The organism is Herpetosiphon giganteus (assembly GCF_016907925.1).
Taxonomy (GTDB): domain Bacteria; phylum Chloroflexota; class Chloroflexia; order Chloroflexales; family Herpetosiphonaceae; genus Herpetosiphon; species Herpetosiphon giganteus.
In genome coordinates this window covers 20092-46267 of sequence record NZ_JAFBCZ010000026.1, presented here as the reverse complement: position 1 = coordinate 46267, position 26176 = coordinate 20092, and the positions used below count along the sequence as shown (strand labels likewise).

The following is a 26176-nucleotide window of genomic DNA, read 5'->3' as shown; positions in this document are numbered from 1 at the left end:
ATGTTACAATGACACACCAATCAGAATTTTTGAGGCAATGTCGCCTCAGCTTTGTTCTAAGCTTTTAGGAGGTCGCTGGTGACTAACAGCTTGACGATCACCGATAATCGTACTGGGAAAACTTACGAATTGCCCATCGTCGATGGCACCATCCGCGCCCTCGACTTACGTCAGATTAAAGCCGATGCTGAAGATTTTGGGCTTATGACTCACGATCCAGGCTTCAATAACACCTCATCATGCCGTAGCGCAATTACCTATATCGACGGCGACGCTGGGATTCTCCGCTACCGCGGCTACCCAATTGAGCAATTGGCCGATAGTAGCAGCTACCTCGAAACCGCCTACTTGATTCTTAACGGCGAATTGCCAACCAAACCACAACTTGATGGCTGGGTGCATGAAATTACTCACCGCACGATGGTCCACGAAAATATCAAAAAGTTGATGGATGGTTTCCACTTTGATGCCCACCCAATGGGGATGTTGATTAGCACGCTGAGCGCGATGTCAACCTTCTATCCTCAAGCTAAAAACATCAAAGACCCAGCAACCCGCCGCTTGCAAATTGCCCGTTTGATTGCCAAAGTAACCACAATCTCGGCGTATGCGTATCGCAAACGCATGGGCTTGCCCTATGTCTACCCCGATAACTCGCTGAGCTATACTGGCAACTTCTTGAAGATGATGTTCCAAAAGGCCGATCCCTATCAACCAGATCCAATTATGGAAAAAGCCTTGGATGTCTTGTTTATTTTGCATGCCGACCATGAGCAAAACTGTGGCACGAATGCAATGCGCTCGGTTGGTAGCTCAAACGTCGATCCTTATTCGGCGATGGCTGCTGCTGCTGCTGCGTTGTATGGCCCGCTGCATGGTGGCGCAAACGAGCAAGTGCTGCGCATGTTGCAAGAAATCGGTTCCGCCAGCAATGTCTCCGATTACATTCGCCGCGTCAAGAATCGTGAAGTCTTGTTGATGGGCTTCGGCCACCGCGTCTACAAGAACTACGATCCCCGCGCTGCAATCGTTAAGAAGCTGGCCTACGATGTGTTTGAAGTCGTTGGGCGCAACCCAATGATCGACATTGCCTTGGAACTTGAAAAGATTGCGCTGGAAGATGAATATTTCGTTTCACGCAAACTCTATCCCAATGTCGATTTCTACACGGGCATTATCTACCAAGCAATGAAATTCCCTGTCGATATGTTCCCGGTGTTGTTTGCCATCCCACGCACGGTGGGTTGGTTGGCCCAATGGGATGAAATGCACAACGACAAGGAAACCTCGATTGCGCGTCCCCGCCAGATCTACACTGGCTACGATGCCCGCGATTTCGTCCCAGTCGAAAAACGCGGCTAATTCTAGATTGTAATGGTGATCGTAACGCCCGCTGGAGAGTGCTCCGGCGGGCGTTTGTTGGTTAACTAGAAGGTTTGATTTGCTATGCTAGCCAGGTTTTGTTACTTGTGGTTATTGATGAGCATGGTTAGTTGTGGTTCAGCAACACCCAAAGCTACGCCGATCACCTTCAGTAGCGTGATTGATTTTAGCAATTGGGAAGGTACTTTTGCTGGCCAATATGCTCAATCTACGCCCATGTGTCTGTTGGAGCCAGTTGATACGGCTGATGATTCATTAGAGGCAATGGTTAATTCGCAAGTGCGCGGGGAAATTCAAGCCAAGCAGCAACCAAATATGCTGCTGCTGGCCTGTTTCCTTGGGCTGCGCTCGCAGGGTGGCGAGGCGATTGTTATTCGTACCATAACGCTTGAAGCTACGACGCTTTTTGTTTATGCTGATATTTCAGTTCCTGCCCCTGATACGTTTACTGAAGGCGGAACCCATTCACCAGTTTCGATTGTTCAGGTGCAACAAGCAGCTATGACACAAAATACTCCATTAACATTGCAATTGATTGATAGCGCAACAGACCAAGTGCTAGCGATCAATAAGACCATTCTTCCATAACGTCGTCAAAAGCTTGCTCGAATGTGCCCATTTGGCTCAAAATAAGTAGTTAAGTTTGTTAAGCGCTACGCTAAACCATGCTATCATAACCACCTATTTGTTTAGCTGTGTGAGGTCTTATGCGCTGGATTATGCACAACATGAAGTGGATTATGCTGGTTTCTGGATTATTGACATGTTCAATGATCATGGCAGCGATTAATCCCCAATCGGCTTTGCAATCGAACTTTGGCGAGACCATGAGTGGGCCATTGGTCGAAGTTGTGGTGCGGAATTGGGGTGCGCTGATTACGCTAATTGGGATTTTATTGTTGTATGGGGCTTGGAATGTGGCTCAGCGTCCGTTGATTTTGCTGATTGCTGGGAGCAGCAAGTTGGTATTTATCGGCTTGGTTTTGGCCCAAGGTTCGCGCTATCTAGGCCAACAAGCAGGCATCGCCATTGCTATCGATAGTGTGATGGTGCTGCTCTTTGGGATCTATTTGGTGGGTGTGCGGCGCGGTTTGGCGCTACGCTAACTGAAAGCTGCCTGCGGCATCAGGCAGCTTGGTAGATTACTCGACCCGAACAAAACTACTGACCTCAAGCCCGTGCTGGCGGGTAATTTCATCGAACACAAAATAATCGCAGGTCAATTCTTCGCCTGCTTGAATATCGCGCACGGTGCGGGTGTAGGCTCCTGCATCATCGCAATTGGGCGTTGCTGAATGATTGAAATAGCGCGCATTATCACCGCACAAAACATAATAACCCTCATCATCAACATACATATAGGCAGTGAATGCACTCCGGTAGGGTTCAGGAAAGGCCGTAACGTCGTCGGCGCTCATGCGCCAATCGACTGCTGGATTGAACTCCCAAATAATGGTGTTGGCGGGAATAAAATTGGCCGTAAATACGCCGATGCCATGGATGGTGCTTTGGGCAAGGTAGCTAGCAACGAGCAACATACAAAATCCTTGTGAACTGGCTGAATTGGTGCGATCATAGCAGATATTAGGATGTTTGCACGAGGCTATACACCACGCTTTGCAAATCTTTTTCGCTGCGAATTGAGCGCAAATCCAGCCCGATGCTCACCAGCATTTCGGCCACATCGGGCCGCACGCCGATCAGGGTCGTGCTTGCTCCTAACAAGCGGGCTGCATTGCTCACTTTGAGCAACGTTCGGCCTGCATCACGATCCAAGGTTGGCACGCCAGTAATATCAAGAATCAAGTTGCGGGTGCGTTGGCTTTTGAGATTGGCCAAAATTTGCTCAACCAAGGTGCTCAAGCGCTCTGCATCCAAGGCCCCAACCAAGGGCACGACCAAGCTATGTTGGGTGATTGGCAAAATTGGCACGCTGAGGTTGCGAATGGTGGTTTGTTGTTCGGCCAACTGTTGAGCCAACACCGCTTGGCTATCTGCTTGGGCTTGGACATCGCGCAAGGCCCGTTGTAAGGCTGAGGTGCGTTGCTCAATTTGCTGTTCAAGCGATTGTTGGCTGGCGCGCAAGGCTTGGTTGGCGCTGTTGCTGGCTTGGAGGCTAGTGGTCAATTGGCGGTGAATTTGCCAAAGCAAGCCCATAATGATCAAAATCGAGAGCGAGTTGAGAATGACGCGAACTGGCATCTCAGAGCCAGCAACTTGATCGATTCGCAGGCGATTGGTGATGCTGACGATGCTGACGACCCATGCCAAACCGCAAATTCCGAGCAAGCGCTTACTATCAACAAACGGCAGCACCAGCACAATTGAAATAATCGTCACGGTGGCGATTGAGAGCAAGGTGAAAAAGCGAAACGAGCCAACAATTACCAAACTCAAGGCTGCCATGTTCATCAAGACCACTGCTGGCTGATTGTATTGGCGTTGGATGAGCCAAAATGCCGTGGCTAACAACCCACTGGTAACGGTAAAGCTGGCAACCGCAACCAAATCGCCCATAAACAGATACAGAAATAATGAGATCAGGGAGCCGCCGAGCAACCAATAGACCGTAGTTTTGAGCCGTTTGGTAACCAGTTCTTGCTCTGTGGGTTGCGACATTGCGCACCTACCTTTGCGGTTGGAAGGGGAGAATCGCTCTAAGCATACAGAGTTTTGCGGCTGTATGCAAGAGCGATTAAGTGGGTAGTGCGCTAGTACCGTTTCTGCCGAATTGTAGTGGTTCATCAGGTTAACCACGGCCTGATCCCCTCACCCCAACCCCTCTCCCGTCCAACGGGCGAGGGGCTTTAACGCCGTGGTTCATGGAAAAATCCTTGGTAAAAACGAGTGCCCCCCTCGCCCGCGTCTAGTGGGCGAGGGGGCTGGGGGGTGAGGGAACCCGATTGGCAATCCAATGAACCACTATACCGTTTCTCGCAAATGCTTAGATTGGGCTGCTATTGACGAGTTGCTGGCTTGAGTTGGTTTTTGCTGCATTTGCGTTGGGTTTGAAGCCCTTGGTAATCAACCAAATTGCCAAACTCATTTCGGTAAGTGCAACTGGAATTGCCAAGAGTGCGCCCCAAGTCGAAAGTTGCTCGATAATTCCAAACATTTCCAACAGGGATGCAAGAAAAATGAGGCTTGAACCAACCAAGCCCAGCGTGGCGATTGGCCGTGGAATCTGGCGGGTTTGAAAGAAAATGTAGCTATACATAATTGTGTTTAACCCAAGCATGAAATTTGGCCCAAGCATAAATGTCCAATCGTGGATGGCGATTAACGCTGTGCCAACCACGCGATAGCTTTGCTCATCGGCTGCGGCTGCATTGCTAAATTCGCGGCTGATTGAGAGCAAGGCCAACATGCCCACAATTCCAATCGTAATCACCACTGCTTCGAGGAAGCGAAAACACAAATGCGCCAAGGCAATGCGTTCGCTATATTGACGTAAGATTGGAAACATCGTGACGGCTGTGCCAACGGCGGTCGTCACGAGAACCAGTTCCATCAGCGCTGCAAACACAATTTGGTTGGCATTGGCTGCGCCGGTGCGCAAATAATCGCTTTCGGTTAGCAACGGCGCATACCAGAGTAAACCAAGAATCGAGCTGACTGCTGCCAAGATAAAAAAGATCCCAATGAGAATGGCGTGGCGGCGTTGGTTGGCCATGGTGCTTGCTCCTTGTGAAATGCTAATTGGTTGCTCAAGTGGCACGACTGCAATCAAACTCAAGCCTGAATCGCGAATTTTGCGCAAAACCCGATATAAGGCTGCTTGATCAACGATTGGGCCAGTTAGCAGCGTATCGCCTTGCGGCGTATGGCTGATGGCTAAATCATCGAACCATTCAGCCCAACCTGGGTCAAGCTGGCCTTTGATCTGAATCTGATAATGCGGCGATGAATTTGCCATACCTTCCTGCTTTGAACTATGCGTCGTGTTCGATCTGTGAGCAGGATACAAGTTGGGGCGCAGCCTGTCATACCTCAAACGAGTTATTCGGCGAGGTAGGCTGGATTTTCATTTGGCTGTGGATTTTAGGTTTGGGGCAAGATGCCGAGGCTGCGGGCACGGGCAACAGCTTGGGTGCGATTCGTGACCTCAAGTTTGGCATAAATATTACGGGCATGCACTTTTACCGTGTAGATCGACAGATATAGCCGCTCGCCAATTTCGCGGTCGGTGGAGCCTGCGGCAATCTGTTGTAGCACCTCGATTTCGCGCTCGCTCAGCCGCTCGACCAGCTTTGCTTGGGGTTTAATTGAGGAATTATGGTTAAACATGGGGAGTGCTTGATCAATCAGTGACGAGTGCAGGCCATGGGCTTGGGCCGTATGCAAAAGTTGCTGCATTACAGGGCCATAATCAAGCAAGCTGCGGATTAATTGATTGGCCTCTGCCAATGGTAGCGCTTGTTGGAGCCATTCGATTGCCTGTGCGTTTTGGCCTTGGGCGGCATAGGCTAGCGCCAACAAGCAGCAAGCTTGCACCAACTGGTCGGGCCAATTGTTGGCTTGGGATTGCTGCTGGAGCAGCGTTAGGATGGTAATTGCCGCTGCTGGCTGAGCTTGGGCCAAGGCAATCTGGGCTTGGCAAAATGCGAGTTGATGGCTGGTGGCAAGTTGCTTGGCGTTGCTCAATTTGGCTTCGCGCAAGAGCAATTGAATTCGCACATGGGCAATTTCAGCAAAGCGTTGCACAAAATTATGCTGGCGCGCCAATTGTTCAGTTTGCTCAAGCAGCCGTTTGGCTCCCGCCAGATCGTTGTGGGCCAGCTTAATTTGGGACAACATCAATTCGCACAAAATAAAGCGATCGATGCCTTGCTCGTATTGCAGCGCAAGGTGCAGGCTTTGCTGGGCATGCTGCTCGGCGGCGGCCAAATCGTTCCATTGATAGGAAATTCGTGCCAAGCCAAGTTGGGCCTCGTAGATGATTTGCTGCGGCTGCTCGCCCGCCAATTGCAGCACATGACGATAGGTTGCGGCGGCCCGATACAGCTCTAGGTTGCTCTCTTGCAGTTGGCCCATGCCGATTAAAGCCAAAATCAGGGTAAACGTATCATTGGCTTGTTGGCTCAGTTCGATTGCTTGGCTCAGGGCAATGTTCGTGTTCTGGCGTTCGCCGCGCACTTGATAGGCATAGGCCAAAGCCCAATTGGTCGTCGCCCGAAATGGCAAATTCTGGGGATGCAAATAGGCAAAAGCCCGTTGCGCTTGGGCGATAATCGTCTCAATTTGATATTGGGTTAAGGCGATGGTTGTGCGCGCGGCGGCAATTTGGCCAATTAAATCCCGGGTGTGTTCATTATCGGGCTGTTGCTGTAAGCCACGTTCTGCTGCTTGCAATTTTGCTTCAACGCCGCTGGTTTGGCCTAGCACCAGCAAAATTGCCGCATAGCGCACCCACAACGAAGGTTGTTGATCAAGCACTGTGCTGGGCAAACTCGCCAGCCAATTGAGCATCGCCGAGACAAAACCATTGGCGTGCAGCGGCATTTGGAGCATCAATTGCTCGGCGCGTTGATAATCGTGGCCCAGCGTGGCATGCTGAAAGGCTTCGAGCAGCAAATCGTGCTGTTGATACCAAAGGCTGGCCCGTTGATGCAGGGCCGCAAGCTCTGGCTGAGTGATTTGTTGGGCCAAACGCTGGCGGAGTAAATCGCTAAATAGCTGATGATAGCGATACCAAGCGCGTTGCTGATCGAGCGCCACAATAAATAAATTCGCCTGATCGATTTGGGTAAGGATGGCTTGACTGTTGGTTTGGTTCAAAACTGCATTGCACAACGGCCCAGTCATGCGTTCAAGAATCGAGGTTTGCAGCAAAAAGGCTTGGATCGCTGGCGTTTGCTGGTGCAGCACTTCGCTGAGCAAATAATCTAAAATAAAGTGATGCTGGCCGCTAAATGTTTCGATAAAGCTGCTTGGATCGTGCTGGCCTTGGAGTGAGAGCGCCGCAAGTTGTAGCCCAGCAACCCAGCCTTCGGTCCGGGTTTCGAGCTTGGCAATCGCCTGATCGGGTAAGTGCAAGCCCATGACGGTGGTGAGAAATTCGCTACTTTCAGCCAAATTGAAGCGTAAATCGCTAACCCGCAATTCGTTCAATTGGCCGCGGGCGCGTAAACGGGCCAAGGGGATTTGTGGGTCTTCGCGGGTTGCCACCACAAGATGCATCGAGTTGGGCATATGCTCCAACAAAAAATTGAGCATATCGTCAACTGCTTGATTTTCAATCACATGATAATCATCGAGCAGTAGCAGCATTGGTTGCTTGATTCGATGAATCTCATTGATTAAGCTAACCAGCAGTTGCTCGCTTGGGGCTGGTTGGGCTGCTTGGAGTGCTTGCTGCACGCTTTGGCCAAGCGTTGGCTCAATCGTTTGCAACGCTGCCACCAGATAGCTCAGCCAGCGCAACGGATCATTATCGCGCTGATCGAGGGTTAGCCACGCTTTGGCATGGCTAGTTTGATTCAGCCATGTGCTCAGCAAGGTTGTTTTGCCAAAGCCTGCTGGCGCTGCAACCAAGGTCACCCGCCGATCAAGGCCGCGTTGAAGCCGCGCCAGTAGCTGGCTGCGATTAACGACGCTCGTCCGCGGGTTTGGAATCATCAGTTTGGTTGCCAACATTGCAATTGCCATGCTGGCATTATAGCCCAAACCTGCGTGGTTCAAGGCGTGGGCCGAATTGGGCATTTGCGCTCAAGCCTGAATTTGGTAGCATGCTAGGGCCTTGACCTTGGATAGATGGAGCCGTTATGCCGATTAAGCTTTATACCGATCTTGCGTTGGCCAAACAAGGGCCATTAGCGCGAGTGGCCTTCGATACGGTCGAAATTCCTGAGCGTTTGCAACAAAGCCTCGATAGTATGTTTGGTGCTGGCACAACTCCAGCCGCAGCGGTCGACCAGATTTTGGCCAGTGTGCGCCGCGATGGCGATGCAGCCTTGCAGCATTGGAGCAGCACCATCGAAGGTGTGGCTATCAACGAGTTTGAGGTTGATCGTTTGGCAATCGAAGCTGCGTATGCCTTGGTTGATCCATTGTTGATCGAGGCCTTGCGGGTTTCTGCCGCCGAAATTGAGCGCTTTCACCGCAAACAAACCCGCCAAAGTTGGGTCGATTGGAGCGATGAAGGGGCGCTTGGCCAAATTGTGTTGCCGCTTGATCGGATTGGAGCCTATGCGCCTGGGGGCACTGCACCGTTGCCTTCATCGCTGTTGATGGGCGTGATTCCGGCCAAGGTTGCTGGGGTGCGCGAGATTATTGTTTGTTCGCCGCCACAACGGTCTACTGGCGAGATTTCGCCGCTCGTGCTGGTTGCTGCCGATATTGCTGGGGTCGATCGGATTTTTCGCTTGGGTGGGGCGCAGGCGATTGCAGCCATGGCCTATGGCACCGACAGCGTACCTCATGTTGATAAAATTATTGGGCCTGGCAATTTATTTGTGGTGCTGGCCAAAAAAGCGGTCTATGGCACGGTCGATATTGAAGCCTTGCCCGGCCCGACCGAAACCATGGTGATTGCCGATGCTGATGCCAACCCTGAGTTAGTGGCCGCCGATTTGTTGGCCCAAGCAGAGCACGATCTGTTGGCTTCGGCGATTTTGCTTACACCATCGTTGCCATTGGCCGAAAAAGTGCAAGCTGCGGTTGCCCGCCAACTTGAGGAGCTAGACCGTGCGGAGATCACGGCTCAAGCCTTGGCCAATCGTTCAGGAATTGTGCTTGTGCCATCGTTGGATGTGGCGTTTGAACTGAGCAATGCTTATGGCCCCGAACACCTCTGCTTATTGCTGAATGATCCTTGGCAATATGTTGGCAAGGTGCGCAATGCTGGCGGCATTTTCATCGGCGAGCGTTCATTTGAAGTCTTGGGCGATTATGTGGCTGGCCCATCGCACATTATGCCGACAGGTGGAACCGCCCGCTACGCCTCGCCTGTCAATGTTGATCACTTTCGCAAGGTGATTTCGTTGGTCGGCTTGAACGAAAAAGCCTTACAACGCTTAGGCCCTGTGGCCCAGCGTTTGGCTGAGGCCGAAGGCCTGACCGCCCATGCTGCTGCGGTGCGCCGCCGTTTGGAGCAGTAACTGAGAGCATAGAGCATAGAGCATAGAACATAGAGCATAGAGCATAGGGTTGGGGATCGGGGGTTGAGGTGAGGGGATTAGGGAGGTATGCCCTTGCCAACAGCCCCGATCCCATGTAACGCGGGCGAGGGAAGCACCCGTTTTTGCAAGGATTTTTGCACGAACCACGGCGTTAAAGCCCCTCGCCCGCCAGGTGGGAGAGGGGTTGAGGTGAGGGGATCTTCACAACCGACCCTTGAAAGCCAGTCCACGAAAACGCGGGCGAGGGGGAGCACTGGTTTTCACCACGCAGTGCGGCAGAACCACGGCGTTAAAGCCCCTCTCCCGCCACGTGGGAGAGGGGTTGGGGTGAGGGGATCAGGCGGTGGTTAACCTCATGTACCATTACCGCTAGCTACTGGAAACTGCGCTTGCCACGCTAGGCGCTGATCAGCCTGGGCCGCCAACCCCTCGATTAACTCATCGACGAAAAGCAGTATTTCCCACGCTTGCTCAGGATAGTGCGCTTGAATGTGGGTAAGCACCTGCTCCTCGAGTGCTTGCTGGCGCTTGCCTTTCCAACATGTGTCGGCAAGCGCCACCAGCAAATCTTCGAGCGCAAGGGTTTGCGTGCGCCATGCTGCATGAGTAAGGCAAAAACGGGCGAGCTGAGCATCAATCCCCGCTGCAATCAACATCGCTTGGCCCGCTGCTTCGTGCAAGTGGCCCGGGCTACTGAGTTCTTCAGGATAGTGAATTTTGCCAATATCATGTAGCGCAGCCCCAAATGCCACCTGATCCCGATCAATCGCTAGCTTCGGCCAGTTCTCCCTCAACGCACTAACCAATTGTTGGGCTACATCATGAACTAAAATTGCATGGGCTAGCAATCGTGGCGGGGCATTCAATTGGCTTAATAGCAATGCTGCTTGCGTTGGTAACCCATACAATCCCAATTGATCACGATAAGCATTTGGATTCATGTTGCTTCCTGAGCCAGAATTTAGTCAGTCCATTGTTTGACATTGACCGTCCTATCGATCAATTTTTCCAGCTCTAATAACCAACCTTTGCCAGAAAAACCTTCACAACCATGATAATGTCGGACTGATTTGGTTTTGCCGTTCATGGTGATCGATGTGATGACATCTGGGTTATCAGTTACGAAGCCATCTACGCACTCAGGGCCTTCATTATACGAATCTAGATACTCCCAATAGTTGCGCTCAACAAACGCATTGATCAGCGTCAGCAGTTGTTCGTTGCTAATGGTTGCTTCGGCATGACCAACTACTTTGACAAAATCTTTGCCTTCGTAACCAACTTTGCCTGTATGATCGATTGTTAGGCTATAGACTGGACATGTGCCATAACACATGGTTCGTCCAATTGTTATTTCGAGATCAGCGGGCACTTGTTGAATTCTGGTTGGTACAGCGGTTGGCCGCGGAAATACGGTGCTGACTGCTTGACTGCCACAACCGATTAATCCTAATAATAACGAACCCACTATAAAACTGCGACGTATGGTCATGCAACCAACTCCTTTACTGGTTGAGGCTAAAACGATCCAGCGCTTGATTAGCGCTTCAGGATCATCATGTGTATGCCAAAGCAACAAGCAATGCGATTGCCTGTTTGCTGATTGAGCATGGGGATTAAATTCAATTAATTATTAGGATTTGGGATAATTGTGGGTATGCTAACTCTCGTGCAAGGGCCACAACCAGCCTCATTATAGCATGACGGCGCAACCAATCAACGCCATTTCTTTTGATCTTATGCGTGCTGTTTGATCGTGAAGCCTTCGTGTTTGGCGTGGCATCTGCTCAATCACCAAGCGCTTTTCTTTCTTGCCGCTATCAGCAATTTAACTCCATAGACAGATATATAGTGCGCACAAGTTTAGCGTGCGATGATACCATCAGCTCAGCATAAGCCAACGTAGCCTACCAGAATTATGAGCTATGTTTTGGGATCGATTTCATTAAGCTATTGATTGTTGCTGATATAGATGAGCCAAGCATGTGAGATTGGTTGGTACTAACTGTAGTGAGGTAGGGATATGCGTTTTCTCCGTTGGATAGGGCTTGGGAGTTTGGGGTTGGCACTCAGTTGGCAAGCGGCGGCGGCGAACCTCAATCAGCCGCAATCATTGCACACGACAATTACCGTGAACACTTTTGTTGACGATTTTACCGCCAATAATGGCACATGTTCGTTGCGCGAGGCAGTTCAGGCGGCCAATACCGATTTGGCAGTTGATGCGTGTCCTGCTGGTTCGGCTAGCGATACAATTCAACTGGCCGCAGGCAGCTATCAATTAAGTCTGACTGGTGCTGATGGCCCGCAAACGGGCGATCTTGATTTGAATGGCACGATTCAGATTACGGGCGTGACCTCAGCCACCAGCATTATTGATGCGAATGGCATTGATCGAGCCTTGGAAATTACTGGTGGGGACGTGAGCTTACGCAATCTGCAAGTGCGCGAAGGGTTTCGGCCAGGAACCACTGAAGAGTTCACAGTTTATGGGCAAGGCATTTTGCATCATGTAGGCTCGTTGACAATCGACAATAGCATGATTACGACCAATGGGCGGAGTGCTAGCGGCGATATGGTTGGGGGCGGGATTGCTTCGCTGACTGGCTATCTGACAATCACCAATAGTTTGATCGCAGATAACCACCTTGGCTATGTGTATCTGGAGACCAGTGGGCCTGGTGCAGGGCTATACATTGACACAAGTACAGTCAGCATTAGCAATTCAAATTTCAACAGCTCAAGCGGCGGTACTGGTTCAGCCATCTATAACGATGCCGGGCATTTGACGATTACGGGATCAACGATTGAGGACCATTCAAGCCTCGGTGACTTTAGCGCCGTTGTAGCGACTGACCGTGGTCAAATCATCGTCAACAAGAGTATTTTTAGCAATAACCAGCCCAGTGCGCTGCGCATTTATGCTGGTTCAGCCAGCGTCACCGATAGTCTCTTTCGTGGCAATGGTGGCAATGGCTCGTTCTATTGTTCCAAAGGCGGCGCAATCAATAGTAGTAGTGCATTGAGCGTGAGCAATTCGCGCTTTATCGATAACTGGGCGAATGAAGGCGGGGCAATTGCGGTTGTGACTGGCACGGCAACCATCGATCACAGTGAATTTAGCGGCAATGATGCGCGTGAATTCATGGCTGGCCGCGACATCTGTATTGGCGATGGCGGTACGATGAGCACTGGCCGCGGCAAAGTCCTGCTCGATTCCAGCACGCTGGCCTATAATCATGCTGATGGTTTAGCCGCAGGAATTATTCATAGTAACAATCCAAATCCCTTGATTATTCGCAATTCGACAATTGTTTCGAATACCAACTCCTTGTTACACCCCGAAGATGGCAGCATTGTCGAATTTGATGGGCCGGGGATTACCACACTCTACAGCTCGACCGTGCAGCTCAGCAACACGCTGTTGGCGGGCAATCGCAACGATTCGAGCAATGTGGCTCGCGATTGCTCAGGCCTGTTCTTGAGCCAAGGCCATGTCTTGATCGAGCATGCCGATGCAGCCTGTAATCTAACCCAAGCCACGGGCGATCTGCTTGGAGTGCAGCCCCAGCTGGGCAGCTTTGCTTTCCATGGTGGCTTCACCCGTAGCTTTAGCCTGAGTGCCACCAGCCCCGCAATTGATGCAGGCTCCAGCGATTGTGGCGCAACCGATCAACGCTATTTCCCACGGCCTGTCGATGGTGATAACGACGATCAAGCGCGGTGTGATATTGGAGCCTTCGAGTTTGGCGCGGCTGCAATTCAATATCCGCTTTATCTGCCCATGACAATTAAATAAAACTCGTACGTTGCCTGCATGCCAGCTGGATGATCCGGCTGGCATTTTTTGTTGCTTGCCTGTGGATACTGCCCGACAACGTGCGGCCAATATTTGTACATCAACTGCATAGACAGATATATAGTGCGCACAAGTGCCCTAGGCAATGCTAGGATATCCGTTGATCGAGTGAATCCACGGTTTAGGGTTGCTGGATCTGGTTAAGCAGATGAACTATAAAACTTTATGCCCACATGCTCTGCTGGTGTATTTTGTTGTAGTGAGGTAGGGATATGCGATTTGTGCGTTGGATAGGGATTGGGAGTTTGGGCTTGGCACTCAGTTGGCAAGCAGCGGCGGCGAATAGCAATCAACCGCACGCTGTGCACACCACAATTACCGTTAATACGTTGGTTGATGATTTTACGCCTAATAATGGCACATGTTCGTTGCGCGAGGCAGTTCAAGCGGCCAATACCGATTTGGCGGTTGATGCGTGTGCTGCTGGTTCGGCTAGCGATACGATTCAATTGGCCGCAGGCAGTTATCAATTAAGCCTGACTGGTGCTGAAAGTCCGCAAACGGGCGATCTTGATTTGAATGGCACGATTCAAATTACGGGCGTGACCTCGGCAACCAGCATTATCGATGCCAATCGGATTGATCGGGCCTTGGAGATTACTGGCGGCACTGTAAGCCTACGCAATCTGCAAGTGCGTGAAGGCTTCCTTGATGGCATTCCTGAACAATCAACGGTTTATGGTCATGGCATTCTGCATCACGCAGGTTCATTGACGATTGATAGTAGCTTGATTACAACCAATGGGATTATTACCAGCCCGAATACCTTTGGTTACAATAATTATGGCGGTGGCATTGCCTCGCTGAGTGGCTATTTAACGATCACCAACAGCCTAATTGAGCGCAATCGGGTGCGTCATGTCTATATGGGTGGCATTGGCTCGGGCGGCGGGTTGTATATTGATGCAACTAGCGTGAATATTAGCAACTCGACGCTGCGTGAATCGCAAGGTGCTGCTGGCTCGGCTATTTATAATGGTCGCGGACGCTTAAGCATTAGCAATTCTACGATCGCGGGCCATGTTGGCACCTCCGATGGTTCAGCTGCTATTGCCAACGTGCGAGGTGAGTTGACGCTGAGTGCTACAAGGTTAAGCAACAATACGCCAAAAGCACTCGTTCATGGCGGCGGCACGGCTACGATTAACAACAGCAGCTTTATTGGCAATGGTGGCGGTGGCTCGTTCTATTGCTCATATGGCGGCGCGCTTGCAAGCTATGGCCAATTGGCGATCAGCAACTCACGTTTTGTTGGCAATTGGGCGAATGAAGCTGGGGCAATTGCGGTTATGACTGGGACAACCACGATTGATCATAGCGAATTTAGCGAAAATTATACCCAGATAACTGGAACCGGACGCGATGAATGTCGCGGCAATGGCGGGGCGATTAACACCGGTTATGGTGGCAAGGTCTGGCTTGATTCAAGCACGCTTGCTTATAATCGCGCCGATGGCTATGCCGCTGCAATCTATCATTCCTATAACCCAAATGCCTTGATTATTCGCAATTCGACGATTGTTTCGAATACCAACTCCTTGTTGCACCCCTACACCCAAGAAATTGTCGAGGACGATGGGCCAGGCATTACCGCGCTCTACAGTTCGACCGTGCAGCTGAGCAACACGCTTGTGGCAGGCAATCGCAACGATGTGAGCAATGTGGCTCGCGATTGTTCAGGCCTGATCAGCAGCCAAGGTAATGTGCTGATCGAGCATGCCGATGCAGCCTGTATCCTGACCCAAGCCACGGGCGATTTGCTTGGGGTGCAGCCCAAGCTGGGCAGCTTTGATTTCCATGGTGGCTTCACCCGCAGTTTTAGTCTGAGTGCCACCAGCCCCGCAATTGATGCAGGCTCCAGCGATTGTGGCGCAACCGATCAACGCTATTTCCCACGGCCTGTCGATGGCGATAATGACGGCCAAGCGCGGTGTGATATTGGAGCCTTCGAATTTGGCGCGGCTGCAATTCAATATCCGCTTTATCTGCCCATGACAATTAAATAAAACTCGTACGTTGCCTGAATGCCAGCTGGATGATCCAGCTGGCATTTTTTGTTGCGTGCATGCTCATTCTAACCCAAGCATAGTTGCCAAGAATGTTATAACAGTGGTAGTAGGCCAGCCTCTCGTTGGGTGTTGCAAAAGCCTACCTGCGAGCAATAGAGGATGGTGGTTGATAGTTATTTATTTATAGGAGCAGCAAACATGATTCGTAAACGCTATCTCATGCTGATCGGCTTGGTTTTAGCCAGCACATGGCTTTTGCCTGTTGCCGCTCAGGATCAAGCCAACCAACAACCAGCGGCAGTTTTAGCACCCTCCGGCGAAACAATTACCTACCAAGGCATGTTGCGCGAAAGTGGCAGCGTCGCGAATGGCGTTTTTGATTTTCAATTTAGCTTGTATTCGACCGCGACAGGTGGCACAGCCTTAGCAACGATAACCCAAGCTGATCTGAATGTGAGTAATGGTTTATTTACAACCCAGCTTAATTTTGGCGAAGATTTCTTTAATGGCGAAAGCCGTTGGATTGAGCTAGCGGTCAAGGCCGATGCCAGTAGTAGTTATACGATCCTTACGCCACGCCAGCAGGTGACCGCCGCGCCCCTCGCTTTGGCCTTGCCTGGCTTCTGGACTCGCCAAAACATCTCTAGCCCCAACCTGATTGGTGGCTACGAAGGCAATACGGTCACAAGCACTACGGTTGGGGTCACGATTAACGGCGGTGGTAATTCGGCGAGCCTTAACAGCGCCTATGACAGCTATAGCTCGATTGGCGGCGGCGCTGGCAATAGCGTTGGCAGTAACGATGGCACGCCGACAAACGATGTTTATTCCACGATTGGCGGCGGCATCAACAACACTGCGAGCCAAGAATATGTGGTGATTGGCGGTGGCCAAACCAACAATGTTAGCGCTGCTTGGTCAACGATTGGCGGCGGGATCAACAATACGATCAGTGGCCGTTATAGTGTGATTGCTGGTGGCGGCGGCACAACTGGCAATACAATCTACGACGATTATGGCACGATTGGCGGTGGCAGCGAAAACAGCGCTGGGCTAACTGGCGATGCAGTGAGCCAAATGTATGCAACCGTTGGCGGAGGCCGCGCCAATGTTGCCAGCGATAATTATACGCTGGTCGGCGGTGGCCGAAGCAACAGCGTGAGCGATGATTATTCGACAATTGCTGGTGGCTACAACAATAGTATTACGGCGCAATTTGCTACGATCAGCGGCGGCGGTAGTTCTACTAGCAGCCAAGCCAATCGGGTTTACGACAATTATGGCACCATCGGCGGCGGAACTAATAACACCGCTGGGGTAACTGGCGATACGACAAGTCAGCAATCGGCCACGGTTGGTGGAGGTAGCAGCAACACTGCTAGCGAGGATGGCGCAACAGTTGGTGGAGGTAGCAGCAACACTGCTAGCGCCAATTACACCACGGTTGCTGGTGGCACAAGCAATACTGCTAGCGGCGATACCAGCAGCATCGGCGGCGGTCAACTCAATGCAGCGAGTGGAAGTTACTCGGTGATTGCTGGAGGCCGTGGCAATACCGCTTCTTCCAATATTGCAGGTGTAGGCGGTGGTCAATCGAATCAAGCTACCAACACTGGAGCTTTTGTTGGTGGCGGCCAGACCAACACAGCGACTGGCCAATATGCGGTTGTGGCTGGTGGCGTTAATAATGATGCAACCAATACCTATGCTTCAGTCGTTGGTGGCATCAACAACCAAGCGGCTGGGGCGGGCACCTTCGTTGGTGGCGGCCAGAACAACAATGCCAATAGCACGCTTTCGGCAATTCTTGGCGGTAGCGGCAATACAACTTTGGCCGATTATACCGTTGCTGCTGGCGAGAATGCGGTGGCGGCCCATGCTGGCAGTTTTGTCTGGGCTGGCCAACAAACCGACAAAAAAGATACGGTTTCAACGACTGCTCCTGGCCAGTTTATTGTCCGTGCTCCAGGCGGAGCGTGGTTTGGGAGCAGCACCAAGGTTGTTATCCCCGATGGTGCAATCTTGGCGACTGAAAGTGGCGCTTTTCTGAGCAAGGGTGGCACATGGTCTAATTCATCAGATAAAAATCTCAAATCGAACTTTGCTGCAATTGATCCGCAGGTATTGCTCGATCAGCTGGCGGCAATTCCTGTTCAAGCGTGGAACTATACCAGCGAAGGGGCAAGCGTGCGCCATATTGGCCCAACAGCCCAAGATTTTTACACCGCCTTTGGTTTAGGCAGCGACGATCGCCATATCGCCACGGTTGATGCTGATGGCGTGGCGCTGGCAGCGATCCAAGGCCTGCATAGTTTAGCCACCGCTCAAGCCAAAACCATCGATCAACAAGCTGATCAATTAGCGGCCTTTGATGCTCGGCTTGCTGCGTTGGAGCACGCTCAACCAGCCCAAAACGGATTTTCAGGGCTTTGGCTGCTCCCAATAGTTGGCTTGGCACTTGGCTTGGGTTGGCTGCTTGGGCGGCGGAGCGCCAAGGGTCAACGCATATGAAACAGCGCTTGATCTGGTGGCTCCTTCCCTTGATTGGCCTCATGCTTGCGGTTCAGTTGGCCCAAGCGCAAACTGGCGGAATATTTAGCCTAGAGTGGTCGACAATCGATAGTGGTGGCGGAACGAGCACCGGTGGCGATTTTGAGCTGCATGGCTCGATTGGTCAGGCTGATGCGAACGCTGCCAGCACCGGCGGCGATTTTAGCCTTGAAGGCGGCTTTTGGGTTGGCGTGCCAACATTAACCCCAACGCCAACCAACACACCGACGAACACGCCAACTGAAACACCGACGAACACGCCAACCAACACACCAACCAATACACCAACTGAAACACCGACCAATACACCAACCAACACACCGACCAATACACCAACCAATACACCGACTAATACACCGACCGTGACTGCAAGCAACACACCGACCAATACATCAACGAACACACCGACGGCAACTGCAACCAATACGCCAACTGAAACCGCGACGAACACGCCGACCGTCACAGCGACGAATACACCAACCAATCCTACCTCACTATATCGTGTGTATTTACCTCAAATAATGCGAGCTGAAACTGTGCTATACCACAACAAGCGCTAGCACGCACGTAACGAGCTTGATCAAACAGGATAAATCTGTTTGATCAAGCTCTGCCTACTGATTTTAGCACGCTTGACTTGACACATTATTAAATTATGTTAATATTTACTTTATCGGTATCGTTTCCGGAAACGATACCAGAATGTTCGCGCTTTTCGAGTTTTCCAACCGATGCTACTCGACAGACACTCCATCGTTCAAGGAGGAACATGATGCACAAGCTGCCTAGGCTGATGGTTTTACTGACGCTTCTTAGCACAATTGTCGCCCAATATTCAGCAGCGCCAGCTGCCCAAGCTGCATTTGGCGCTGGCGATTTTCTTAAAGCCAATGGCCCAACTGTGCGCAATAATTCCGGCAATGGCACAGTTGTGACGCTCAAAGGCACCAATCTTGGTGGTTGGTTGCTGCAAGAAGGCTGGATGTCGCCCTTGGGCTATCCCGCGCTACCTCGTACCAACTGGACTGCCAGCGGATCGGCTGCTGGTGCTAGTGCCGCCATCGATGGCAACCCTGCTACTCGCTGGACAAGCAATGCCCCCCAAGCCAATGGCCAGTGGTTCCAAGTTGATCTTGGGGCCAATCAAGCTGTCGAACGGGTCACGATCGACGCTGGCTCCTCGACTGGCGATTATCCGCGCCAATACCAAGTGCAAGCCTTTGTCAATAATGCTTGGTTGACGGTTGGCATCGGCAGTGGCACGAGCCAAGTTGTGACGGTTCAATTTAATAGCACCCAAGTAACCCGTTTAATTCGGGTCTTGCAAACAGGCTCAAGCGGCAGTTGGTGGTCAATTCACGAATTTAATGCCCAGATTGCTGATGAATTTAATTTGCGCCAAGCCTTGACCAGCCGTTTTGGCAGCAGTACCGCCGATAGTTTGATCGCAGGCTATCAGGATACGTGGATTCAAGCCAGCGACCTCGATACTATCAAGGCAATGGGCCTGAATATGGTGCGCGTGCCGATTCACTGGCTGGTGCTGATGAATCCTAACGGCACGATGAAATCAGATGCTGAGGCCTTTCGCAAGCTTGATTGGCTGATTAGCGAAAGCAGTAAGCGCAATTTATATGTGATGCTCGATTTGCATGGCGCGCCTGGTGCTGCTTGCCCATGGCACTCGTGCGGCCAAACAGGCACCAACCAACTCTGGACTAACGCTACCTATCAAAATTGGACAGTGCAAATTTGGGAGCGCTTGGCGACGCGCTACCGTGGCAACCCAACTGTGGCTGCCTACGATTTACTCAACGAGCCATTATTGAGCAATGGCGAAGCAGAAACTGCCCAACAAATTCGCCAAAAATTTGATTTCTTTGATCGACTGTATGATGCAGTGCGAGCGAAAGACCCCGACCATATGATTGTTATGGCTGCCTTCTACGACTGGTATCAAGCGTTATCGCCAGCAACCTATGGCTGGACAAACGTGATGTATCAATTGCATCACTATAACTTTGATACAGTCAATGATTGGAATGTGACCAACAACTTCATCCAAAGTGCTTTAGACAAATACTCGACCTTCATCAACGATTGGAACGTCCCTGGTTTCGCTGGTGAATATTGGTTCTCGACCCACTACGATTTGTATGAAAAATTTATGTCGGGCCTCAACGCCCTGAACGTTTCATGGACGAACTGGACGTACAAGGTTAATGGCGGCGGCAACTGGGGCTTTTACCAAAACAATACCCAAGCTATACCTGACCTTTTAAATGATAGCGCGCCAACAATTGCTGATAAATGGAGCCGTTTTAGTACCAATTACTTCCAGCCAAATACCCAGTTTCAAAATACGGTTCGAGCTTATGCGCCTGAAGGTTCATGGGTTGCGCTGCAAGCTGGTGCCAACAGTAATTATGTAAGTGCCGATAATTATGGCAATAATCCACTCGTTGCCAATCGCCCAACCATTCAAGGCTGGGAAAAATTCCGCATGATCACAAATCCTGATGGCACAGTTTCGTTCATGGCAATGGCCAACAACAAATATGTCGTTGCCGATTTGAACCAAGGCGGGCGACTCGTTGCGCAATCACGTGGGGTTTTGGGCTGGGAGAAATTCCGCCGCGTTGAGCTTGGCAATGGTACGTTTGGCTTACAAGCAATGGCCAATAATAAGTATGTCACCACTGATTTGAATAGTGGCTCGCCAGTGCTGATTGCCAATCGCGATGCAATCGGTGGCGCATGGGAAGCCTTTACCTTCGTTGCGACTGCTCCCTAAGCCTTATTCGCTTACCCCATTCGCTTACCCCAACCCCTCTTCTGGCCAACAGGAGAGGGGCTTTTCATTGCTATTCCCCGTGACCCGCTGATGGCAATAACGACGACCAAGCGCCGTGTGATATTGGAGCTTTCGAGTTTGGTGCGGCAGCAATTCAATATCCGATCTATATTCCGATGACGATTAAATAAAAAAATTGTGCTTTGTCACAATCTAGCTGGCATTTTTTTGGAACCCGAATTGTCTATGCCCGCCATCATTCAGCTGAAAGCAGAAATGTGTGTACTTGAGCTAGAACCCTAACCACGCGAACGCAACTCCCAATTGAACCGACTGGAACAAACCTCTACGCCTAGTCGTTAGCACCAAAAGCTAACCCTAGCGCGAGAAGCACGCTATGCGTCGATTTGGCTGGATGATTGTATTGTTGATCATGGTTGGATGCAGTGTGAATTCAGAAAATAGCCAGCAGCAGCCAATAATTACCGAATCGGGTAAGAGCTTAACCGTATTTCCCAATTACATCGCGATTATTGTGCCTTGCTATGAATTAACCTGCCTTGCCGAGCCATTTCTATCGATTCAGACTGATGCTGGCTGGCATCGCCTTGAGGATTTTATTATGGGGCAGCACTATCTCGATGATCAATTAACGACTTCTTTCGGAATGTGCGATCTTGTTGTATGCAATAAAATCGACCAAGATCATCCCGTTGGGATTAATTTAAAGCTCTACGATCATGTCGGCGAACGGCAACATTGCTCGATCAGACGGGTGCGATCGAAATGCTGCCAGCCTATCGCACGGTCTACCCGAATCAGTTGGTCAAAATTGACGTACCATATTTTCTCGATGCTGATTGTACCCAACAACAAACCTATACCGCAACCATTGACCTCGCGAAGTAAAGCATAAATTGCTATTCAGCTTTGTGATGCTTCGTGTTCTTAGTGGTTAAATGGAATCCTCTGCGGTAATCTAGTTATTTTTAATCATATTTATACTAATTTAAACCTTTTATTAAGGAAAAGGCTTGACATTGCAGATCTGGCATGATACGTTCTTTGTAATTCCACTGGAATAATAAAGGTGGAAGGCTAGATTCGTTCAATTGGCATGGCTGATTTTTGGGTGCATGCTGGCGGTTTGGGTGGTTGCCAAGGCTGGCAGCGTTCTCAAGCGCCCCGTTATCAACGACGATGGGCAATTGAAACATCGATTTAGGAGGTTGTATGAAACTCCCCCAACTGACTCCCTCGAAACTGAGCAAGTTGTTGCTTACGCCACTCTTGATCAGCGCATTTTGGGGCAGTCTGCTTAATCCACAGGCTGGGATGGCTCGTGAAGCATTCGCTCCTTCCGAAGCGAGCCTGGCACAAAGTTGCAATTTTACCGATTGGGTCGCAGGCCGCCAATATTACACGGGCAATATTGTGCGCTACAACGGTAGTTTTTATGTGGCCGAGCACGATAATCCAGGCTATGATCCAACGATTAGTACGTGGTTCTGGGAGCCAACCAGCTGCGGCGGCGGTGGCGGTGGCGGCGGCAGCTGTAGCTACACCGATTGGGTGGCAGGCCGCCAATATTACACGGGCAACATTGTGCGCTACAACGGCAGTTTCTATGTGGCCGAGCACGATAATCCAGGCTATGATCCAACGATTAGCACCTGGTTTTGGGAGCCAACCACTTGTGGCGGAACGAATCCCCCACCAGTATCGGGCTTTGGGGCAATCGTCAGCAAGGCCCAATTCGAGCAAATGTTCCCCAATCGCAATTCCTTCTACAGTTATGAGGGTTTAGTGCAGGCTGCTGCCTTCTATCCAGCGTTTGCGGGCACAGGCTCGACCGAAGTTCGCAAGCGCGAAGCCGCTGCTGCTTTGGCAAACTTTGCCCACGAAACCGGCAACTTTGTGCATATTACCGAAATTGCCCAAGGCGAATATTGCCAAAATAGCGCCCAATGGCCTTGTGCCCCGGGCAAACGCTACTTTGGCCGGGGCCCAATTCAGTTGAGCTGGAACTACAATTATGGGTTGGCTGGCCAAGCCTTGGGCTTGAATTTGCTCAACGACCCCGATTTGGTATCGCGTGATTCAGCTGTGGCGTGGAAAACCGCGCTCTGGTATTGGATGACCCAACGTGGCCCTGGCTCGATGACTCCTCACGAAGCGATGGTTAATGGCAATGGTTTCGGCGAAACCATTCGCAGCATCAACGGCTCGGTCGAGTGTAATGGTGGCAATCCCGGCCAAGTGCAAAGTCGGGTCAGCTCATACCAATCGATCACCAATCGACTTGGTGTAAGCCCGGGCAATAATTTGTACTGCTAGATTTTTCCTAATTCCCTCACCCCAACCCCTCTCCCGTGCGCGGGCGAGGGGCTTTAATTTTCTGGTTCTTGCGCAATTTTTCATTGAACCACAGTTGCTCGCCCGCGTGCAGGAACGGCACTTTTTGGCTTTGTGTAGGGCAGATCCCCTCACCCCAACCCCTCGCCCGTGTGCGGGCGAGGGGCTTTAACGCTGTGATTCTCTCTCGATTCCTTGGTGAAAAATGGTTGGCTCCCCTCGCCCGCGTCCAGTGGGAGAGGGGGCTGGGGGTGAGGGGATCTTCACATTTACTCTTCAGGGTTAAGGTAGTGATTGGGATAATTCAGGCAATGATTGATTTTTTCGATCAAGGCGCTGGTTGAGGTAGTTTCATAGCGATAGATTACATTTTCCCAGCCGCCGCGCAACAGAACCAAACGATAATAGCCATTGCTGGCATCTTTTTTCCCTTCGCCATTGTAATGCCAGCCAACATCAAGGCTCAAATTTTCTGCGATTGTTTGTTGTTTGGCCCAATTCTCGGCAAATGTAGTTAATGCAGCTGCTTGTGCTGGTCGATTGGCGATTGCTAGCTGAGCAATGTAATCGATAAAGCGCCCAAAATTTAACTGCTCAATCCAAATCAAGTCCTCAGAAGTATTAAACTCGCGATTGATCGAGCCATCGGGCAGCAATGGCTCAACCTCAAACAACGTATTCGAATGCACAATCCAGCCGCTAGGAATGTTGAGCGCAACTGGTAATGGATAGTTTTTCATCGTTTGCTCCTTCTAAAATAGTGCTGCTTAACATAGCAAATCCTGCTCACAATGCCAGCAGCATATGCTATACTCTGCTTATAAATTGAAACATTTGTTCTTTTTTCTTGAGTGATCTTGAAGGAGGTTTAATGTGCAGATGGATGAGCAAGCTGTTGGCTTATGGCAACGCATGTTGGATTGGCTCAGCCTAAACTATCCTGAAGGTTTGGAATATCGCCACGAACCAGTTGATCAGGCCCAAATTGCTGCTGCTGAAGCAACGATTGGGCTGGAGCTGCCTTCAGCGTTTGCAACAACATATTTGTTAAATAGTCATCACGGTGGTATTCCGATCTGCTGCTATCCAGAATATCAATGGTTATCGTTGGCAGAGTGTGTTGAATCGTGGCAATGGAGCCGCGACAATGCGACTCCGCGCGAAAATGATTTGAGCGAGAATGGCCCAGTTTGGCATCAATGGGTATTAGACGAAAGTGTGTGGGTTGAAGGGCCAATCAAATTAGGCATCAATTCAGAACTCCGTATTCCGTTCATGTCGAGCGATGGCGGAATTTATCTCTATTTAGATTTTGATCCCGCGCCAGGCGGCGTTACAGGCCAAGTTATCTCAATCGATCCAGAAGGCTGTACGTGGCGTGTTTTAGCGCCATCATTTGAACAATGGCTTGAAAACTTCATCATTCAACTCGAACAAGGCCACATTCAAGTGGGCGAATATGGGCTTGAGCAGCTTGAGCAAGAACAAGCGAATAAGCAACCAATGCTAATGCCCGAATATTTACGCGATATTCGGATTGAGGCCTATCAAGCATCCCCAATTAATTCTGCCGCACTTCAAGCACTAGCGTTTGACCAAGAGATTGCAGTAACTGGGCGCATGTGCAGCATTATGGGGATTGGCTCCGAGATTATTATCTTTGATTTTGACATCGATGGTATTGAGCAGCGCCAGAAAATTGGCGCATATGCGGCCCAAACCTATGGCTTTGGCATGATTCAATGTGGCAACTATGCTCATCTGCGGCTGGTTCGCTACAACCAGCAGATTCCTGATGTTGAGGATTACACCAAAGATTCAGCTGTGCAATGGTTTGCAGTGAGTTATACATTAACGCACTAGATGAGGAGCCTGTGATGGGAATAGCGTATTATTTCACTCGTATAACCGCCGAAGATCTTGCTGAGTTAGAAAAAATTGAAGGAAGAGTCGACATTTCTCAAGCAGTGATTGACAATATACCAGAGGATGAAACTCTTGAACATGAATATTGGTGCAGTGTTGATCCGATTTATCGAGTTACACATCGACGTAGCCATCTGCAAACCTATACCATGGTGCCAATGGATAAGCTTAGCCCAGAAAAAGCCTGCTATTCATTTACCGTGGAGAATAGCTATTGGTCGTTATTAGAACGATTAATCAAGCAACTGGTGCGCGATCAAGTGATTCCGTATTGGCCTATTACCCAAGATTTTTCATTGTATATTGGCGATTTTTCGATGGGACATAGCCGACTTCATATTCTGCTGCATGATGAACTTATACCGCTATTGACAATGCTGCAAGATTTCCCTTACGAGCAGCTTAAACAACGGTTTGATGACGAATTTGTTGAATATACCGATATAACAGAGCGCGAGAAACAAGGCGTTTATAATTCAGTAGTTGGTTGTCTGGCGAGTCTTCAGCTCATGGCACAACAAGCGTATGCCGCCAACGAAGCAATTATTTGGTATATTGGCTAAAATCAATTTTATGAGAGGAACTTGCTATGAGCGAAGCCAAAAATGTCTACTATTTCAGCGAAGGCCAAGTTTGGCGCTATCAAACCCGCTCGCACGAGCCAGAATCGGCAGTGTTAATCAACAAGATTGAGTATCATTCAGTCTTGGGTGCAATTTTCCATATCAGCATTGCTGGTGTGGATGTTAAAAACCCGCATTCGCCAGAACCAATCAACCAACTCAACCACTTTCCGGTGGTTGCCAGCACGCTTGAACAAAGCCTGACCGAGTTGGTCGATACCAACGTCAGTAACCCGGGCTTTATGGAAGGCTACGATTCGTGGCGCGAAGCCTTTGTGCAAGGCAAAGCTGGGGTTTTCAATATTTCAGTCAGCGAAATTATCAACATTGTCGAAGAGATGATTAATAAACCTGATGCGCCAGCAACTGACGATTAATCGGCAATAGGCCACGGCGATTTAACCATTGAAGCACTGCCAAATCGGTTAAATCGCCTGCTTGCCATTGATAGAACAGGGCAATACAGTTGGTCGTCGCTTCAAGCATGGGAATCGTCGAAACATAGGGCCAGCCATCGGGCATCCACGGAAAATAGCTGCGCATACCGTACCATCATT

Annotated in this window: 22 protein-coding genes; 14 read left to right on the top strand and 8 right to left on the bottom strand. The window is 50.4% G+C overall.

The features are described from left to right. The first annotated feature begins 78 nt into the window (after positions 1-78). The 3 genes from JOD20_RS19910 (at position 79) to JOD20_RS19900 (ending at position 2489) form a co-directional block, all read left to right on the top strand. Positions 79-1362 (top strand): citrate synthase, encoded by a 1284-nt coding sequence (locus tag JOD20_RS19910; RefSeq protein WP_054532525.1) that lies wholly within the window; start codon positions 79-81, stop codon positions 1360-1362. A gap of 117 nt (positions 1363-1479) precedes the next feature. Continuing rightward, the gene (locus JOD20_RS19905; protein ID WP_204756952.1) at positions 1480-1971 is read left to right on the top strand and encodes a protease complex subunit PrcB family protein; all 492 of its coding nucleotides are present in this window, start codon (positions 1480-1482) and stop codon (positions 1969-1971) included. Between the two features lie 119 nt (positions 1972-2090). Further along, the gene (locus JOD20_RS19900) at positions 2091-2489 is read left to right on the top strand and encodes a hypothetical protein (protein ID WP_204756951.1); all 399 of its coding nucleotides are present in this window, start codon (positions 2091-2093) and stop codon (positions 2487-2489) included. Between the two features lie 36 nt (positions 2490-2525). On the opposite strand, the gene JOD20_RS19895 is transcribed toward JOD20_RS19900, so the two are convergent. From JOD20_RS19895 to JOD20_RS19880, 4 genes are all read right to left on the bottom strand, one after another. After that, positions 2526-2921 (bottom strand): SET domain-containing protein, encoded by a 396-nt coding sequence (locus JOD20_RS19895; protein WP_204756950.1) that lies wholly within the window; start codon positions 2919-2921, stop codon positions 2526-2528. Positions 2922-2967: 46 nt separating this feature from the next. Beyond that, complete coding sequence (locus JOD20_RS19890) at positions 2968-4002, bottom strand: STAS domain-containing protein (protein ID WP_204756949.1); 1035 nt, start codon at positions 4000-4002, stop codon at positions 2968-2970. A gap of 325 nt (positions 4003-4327) precedes the next feature. After that, positions 4328-5299 carry a DUF4386 domain-containing protein gene (locus JOD20_RS19885; RefSeq protein WP_204756948.1) on the bottom strand — a complete coding sequence of 324 codons (972 nt, stop codon included), beginning with the start codon at positions 5297-5299 and terminating at the stop codon, positions 4328-4330. A gap of 125 nt (positions 5300-5424) precedes the next feature. Next, the gene (locus JOD20_RS19880; RefSeq protein WP_204756947.1) at positions 5425-8085 is read right to left on the bottom strand and encodes a winged helix-turn-helix domain-containing protein; all 2661 of its coding nucleotides are present in this window, start codon (positions 8083-8085) and stop codon (positions 5425-5427) included. Between the two features lie 62 nt (positions 8086-8147). Between JOD20_RS19880 and hisD the strand changes: the two genes are divergently transcribed. Next, positions 8148-9482, top strand: a complete 1335-nt coding sequence (hisD, locus tag JOD20_RS19875) for a histidinol dehydrogenase (RefSeq protein ID WP_204756946.1) — start codon at positions 8148-8150, stop codon at positions 9480-9482. A 374-nt stretch (positions 9483-9856) separates the two neighbouring features. On the opposite strand, the gene JOD20_RS19870 is transcribed toward hisD, so the two are convergent. Together JOD20_RS19870 and JOD20_RS19865 are read right to left on the bottom strand one after the other, a co-directional pair. Next, positions 9857-10444, bottom strand: a complete 588-nt coding sequence (locus JOD20_RS19870) for an HD domain-containing protein (RefSeq protein WP_204756945.1) — start codon at positions 10442-10444, stop codon at positions 9857-9859. A 20-nt stretch (positions 10445-10464) separates the two neighbouring features. Beyond that, positions 10465-10995, bottom strand: a complete 531-nt coding sequence (locus tag JOD20_RS19865) for a DUF6438 domain-containing protein (protein WP_204756944.1) — start codon at positions 10993-10995, stop codon at positions 10465-10467. A 531-nt stretch (positions 10996-11526) separates the two neighbouring features. Between JOD20_RS19865 and JOD20_RS19860 the strand changes: the two genes are divergently transcribed. The 7 genes from JOD20_RS19860 (at position 11527) to JOD20_RS19830 (ending at position 23052) form a co-directional block, all read left to right on the top strand. Next, positions 11527-13302, top strand: coding sequence for a CSLREA domain-containing protein (locus JOD20_RS19860; protein ID WP_204756943.1), 1776 nt, complete (start codon positions 11527-11529; stop codon positions 13300-13302). A 272-nt stretch (positions 13303-13574) separates the two neighbouring features. Then, positions 13575-15368: a CSLREA domain-containing protein gene (locus JOD20_RS19855; RefSeq protein WP_204756942.1), complete on the top strand. Its 1794-nt coding sequence runs from the start codon at positions 13575-13577 to the stop codon at positions 15366-15368. A 201-nt stretch (positions 15369-15569) separates the two neighbouring features. Continuing rightward, a complete protein-coding gene (locus tag JOD20_RS19850; RefSeq protein ID WP_204756941.1) occupies positions 15570-17882 on the top strand; it encodes a tail fiber domain-containing protein in 2313 nt (770 codons plus the stop codon). Next, positions 17879-18481, top strand: a complete 603-nt coding sequence (locus tag JOD20_RS19845; protein ID WP_204756993.1) for a hypothetical protein — start codon at positions 17879-17881, stop codon at positions 18479-18481. The genes JOD20_RS19850 and JOD20_RS19845 overlap by 4 nt, the downstream gene beginning before the upstream one ends. A 209-nt stretch (positions 18482-18690) precedes the next feature. Then, positions 18691-20715: a cellulase family glycosylhydrolase gene (locus tag JOD20_RS19840; RefSeq protein ID WP_239583961.1), complete on the top strand. Its 2025-nt coding sequence runs from the start codon at positions 18691-18693 to the stop codon at positions 20713-20715. A 397-nt stretch (positions 20716-21112) separates the two neighbouring features. Beyond that, entirely contained in the window at positions 21113-21631 is a 519-nt protein-coding gene (locus tag JOD20_RS19835; protein WP_204756940.1) for a hypothetical protein, read from the top strand. A 419-nt stretch (positions 21632-22050) separates the two neighbouring features. Further along, a complete protein-coding gene (locus JOD20_RS19830; RefSeq protein WP_476702821.1) occupies positions 22051-23052 on the top strand; it encodes a glycoside hydrolase family 19 protein in 1002 nt (333 codons plus the stop codon). Positions 23053-23339: 287 nt separating this feature from the next. Here JOD20_RS19830 and JOD20_RS19825 read toward each other — a convergent pair whose 3' ends face one another. Beyond that, complete coding sequence (locus JOD20_RS19825) at positions 23340-23810, bottom strand: hypothetical protein (RefSeq protein ID WP_204756938.1); 471 nt, start codon at positions 23808-23810, stop codon at positions 23340-23342. A 139-nt stretch (positions 23811-23949) separates the two neighbouring features. Between JOD20_RS19825 and JOD20_RS19820 the strand changes: the two genes are divergently transcribed. From JOD20_RS19820 to JOD20_RS19810, 3 genes are read left to right on the top strand one after another with little or no spacing between them, the layout of a single operon-like run. Beyond that, on the top strand, positions 23950-24933 hold the full coding sequence (locus tag JOD20_RS19820) for an SMI1/KNR4 family protein (protein WP_239583965.1): 984 nt from the start codon (positions 23950-23952) through the stop codon (positions 24931-24933). A 14-nt stretch (positions 24934-24947) separates the two neighbouring features. Then, complete coding sequence (locus tag JOD20_RS19815; protein WP_204756936.1) at positions 24948-25559, top strand: hypothetical protein; 612 nt, start codon at positions 24948-24950, stop codon at positions 25557-25559. Between the two features lie 26 nt (positions 25560-25585). Next, positions 25586-25996, top strand: coding sequence for a hypothetical protein (locus JOD20_RS19810; protein ID WP_204756935.1), 411 nt, complete (start codon positions 25586-25588; stop codon positions 25994-25996). Here the strand turns inward: JOD20_RS19810 and JOD20_RS19805 are convergent. Next, positions 25962-26162, bottom strand: coding sequence for a hypothetical protein (locus JOD20_RS19805; RefSeq protein ID WP_204756934.1), 201 nt, complete (start codon positions 26160-26162; stop codon positions 25962-25964). The genes JOD20_RS19810 and JOD20_RS19805 overlap by 35 nt on opposite strands. Between the last annotated feature and the right edge of the window lie 14 nt (positions 26163-26176).